The sequence below is a fragment of the Bacteroidales bacterium genome (genome assembly GCA_018334875.1).
Taxonomy (GTDB): Bacteria; Bacteroidota; Bacteroidia; order Bacteroidales; family UBA12077; genus JAGXLC01.
Genome location: JAGXLC010000527.1, coordinates 1 through 2,562 on the forward strand (window position 1 = coordinate 1; position 2,562 = coordinate 2,562).

A 2,562-nucleotide genomic window follows, 5' to 3' on the forward strand; every position below is an offset into this window, starting at 1 on the left:
AGATTCATATGAATTATGCTACATTCTTCCGGGTAAAAATAAAATTCTTGAAGAGAACTGGATCGATTGGGGGCGCCTTCATGACAGCCTCAATACCGGCCTTGACTTTGTAAGCTTTGTTGGAACAGTAGGTTATGAAGACCCTTTTTATCTTGGGGTTATGTATGCAAAAGATTCATCAGCTATGAAAGAAGGCCTGAAAAAATTATGGGGTGAAGGCAAAGCAAAAGCTAGCGCACTGTTGGAAAAGGAAAAACCCTTATACCGGAAAATTGAAATCCTACATGGATGGTATCAAAAGGATTTGTCTTATTGGCCATAAAACGAAATTAAAATGAAAACTCCCTCTATTTATCTTTTAACGGTTATGCTCTTTACCTGTTTCCTCGCCTACCCGGAACCAGGATATACCCAGCATAAGGAAACAAAACAATATCCGGTTCGGGAGATAAGAGACGGAATCTACCTGATCGGTGCTTTCGGTTGCAACATAGCTGTATCCGAAGGATCTGACGGGCTGCTGATCGTCGATTCCGGCCGTAAGGAAAGTGCGGGAACTTTAGATTCCGTATTATTTTATTCTTTTAATCTACCTGTCCGGTATGTGTTAAACACGCATTATCATTACGACCACGCTGGCGGGAACGAGAAATTTGGCAAAGATGGAGCCATTATTGCAGGCCACAGCAACTGTAGAAAACAAATGTCAAAGGAATGGAGCGTCCCGGAAATTGTTGGGATACAATACCCCACCATTCCACCTTATCCTGAGGCTGCCCTGCCAAAAATATGCTTTACCGACTCTCTATCCCTTCATTTCAATGGCGAAACCATTCATGCTTACCATTGTCCCTGTGCCCATTCAGATGCGGATGTAGTGTATCATTTCAAAAATGCCAACGTGGTTCATGCCGGAGATTTTTTCCTTTCCAATGGCTATCCCATTATCGACAATTTTCATGGCGGCTCATTCAAAGGAATTATCCATGCCATAGATCAAGTGCTAAGCATCTGTGATGAACAAACCATCATCATTCCAGGCCATGGCGAATTGTCAGACAAGAAAGGCCTGCTGGAATACCGCACCAAACTGGCAGAAACAGGTAAGCGAATAGAAAAACTTTTCAATGGAGGCAAAACGCTGGAAGAGGTTTTAGAAGCAAACCCGGCCAGAAGCCTTTTCAAAGGAGATCCATCCTGGCTGCCTCCTAAGCTTTTTGTGTATGGGGTATATAGAGATCTATCAAAAATTAAATAAAGAAAATGCCACTAAAACACCAACACACCAAAAACCACAAAAACCACAAAAATAGAGAGCCAGTATTTTTTTAGTGAAATTTCGTGCTTTGGTGTTTTGGTGGCGAAATATTTAATCTTCACACTACTTTATTAAAAAAAGAAATGAAAACACCCACCAACCGCAGAAATTTTCTGAAAAAATCGGCACTGGCCTTGGTCGGTGCCGGATTATTGGGCCAGAAAGGCCTGGCAATTGAACACAAATCACCCCCTGAATCCGAATCTTCCATCAAGGAATACAGGAGGTTGGGACGTACTAATTTTATGGTATCGGATATTGGGTGTGGCACCACCACGATCCAGGATGAAAACTTTCTTCGTGCCATTCTAAAAAGGAGTGTAAACTACCTGGATTCTGCCTACACTTATCAGAAAGGCAATAACGAAAGGATGATCGGTAGGGTCATTAAGGGGATGGAGCGGGAATCTGTTTTTATTACAACCAAGAACTATGTTAAAGCCAACATGAGTTGCGATGATATCATCTCAATGGTTAAAGGAGCCAATAAAAGACTGGATGCCGGATATATAGACTGCTTCCAGATGCATTGCCCGGTTACTGCCAAAGAAGTGAGAAATCCCGCATTCATAAAAGCGATGGAAAAACTAAAAAAGGATGGTATCATTCGATTCTGCGGACTCTCTTGTCATGGTCAGTCCTGGTGGAATAAATCCGAATCTATGCAGGTCATTTTTGATGCAGCCATTGATGAAGGGATATACGACCTTTTTCTTCTTGTTTACAATTATGTACAGAGAGACATGGCCGAATACATTCTGAAAAGGGCCGGAGAAAATGATATAGCAACAACGCTGATGAAAACCGATCCGTTTGGAGGAAACTATGCCATCTATAAAAAAATGATAGATAAACACCTCAATGAGGGCAAGGAAATGACCGAATGGATGAAAATCCTTGATGATAAATTTTCACAGAAACATGAAAAAGCCTTTCGGTTCCTTGGAAAATACGGCCTCGATGGTGATTCGGAAATCCGGGATGCAGCCATCCGTTTTGTCCTGAACAACCCGGATGTCCATTCGGTGATGATCACCTTCCAAAATTATGAAGATATTGATAATTATCTGAAATTATCCGGTCAACGCTTTACATACAAAGAACAGGCAAAGCTTGAGGAAGCCGAAAAACTGATGGGACCCTTCTACTGCAGGCATGCCTGCGGGATATGCGAACCGTCGTGTCCACATCACGTGCCGGTAAACACGATCATGCGGTACAACCATTATTTCACCGCCCAGAGA

Annotated in this window: 3 protein-coding genes; all 3 read left to right on the top strand. The window is 42.3% G+C overall.

Annotated elements, in window-relative coordinates; genetic code table 11:
* On the top strand, positions 1 to 322 hold a 322-nt coding region (locus KGY70_20760; protein MBS3777637.1), incomplete at its 5' end, for a hypothetical protein.
* A 12-nt stretch (positions 323 to 334) separates the two neighbouring features.
* A complete protein-coding gene (locus KGY70_20765) occupies positions 335 to 1,258 on the top strand; it encodes an MBL fold metallo-hydrolase (protein MBS3777638.1) in 924 nt (307 codons plus the stop codon).
* 143 nt (positions 1,259 to 1,401) lie between these two features.
* Positions 1,402 to 2,562 (top strand): aldo/keto reductase (locus tag KGY70_20770; GenBank protein MBS3777639.1); only part of this gene is annotated, 1,161 nt, incomplete at its 3' end.

Bases quoted from the DNA above. Each gene is read 5' to 3' on its own strand.
- KGY70_20765 (MBS3777638.1), top strand. From the start codon at position 335: ATGAAAACTCCCTCTATTTATCTTTTAACGGTTATGCTCTTTACCTGT.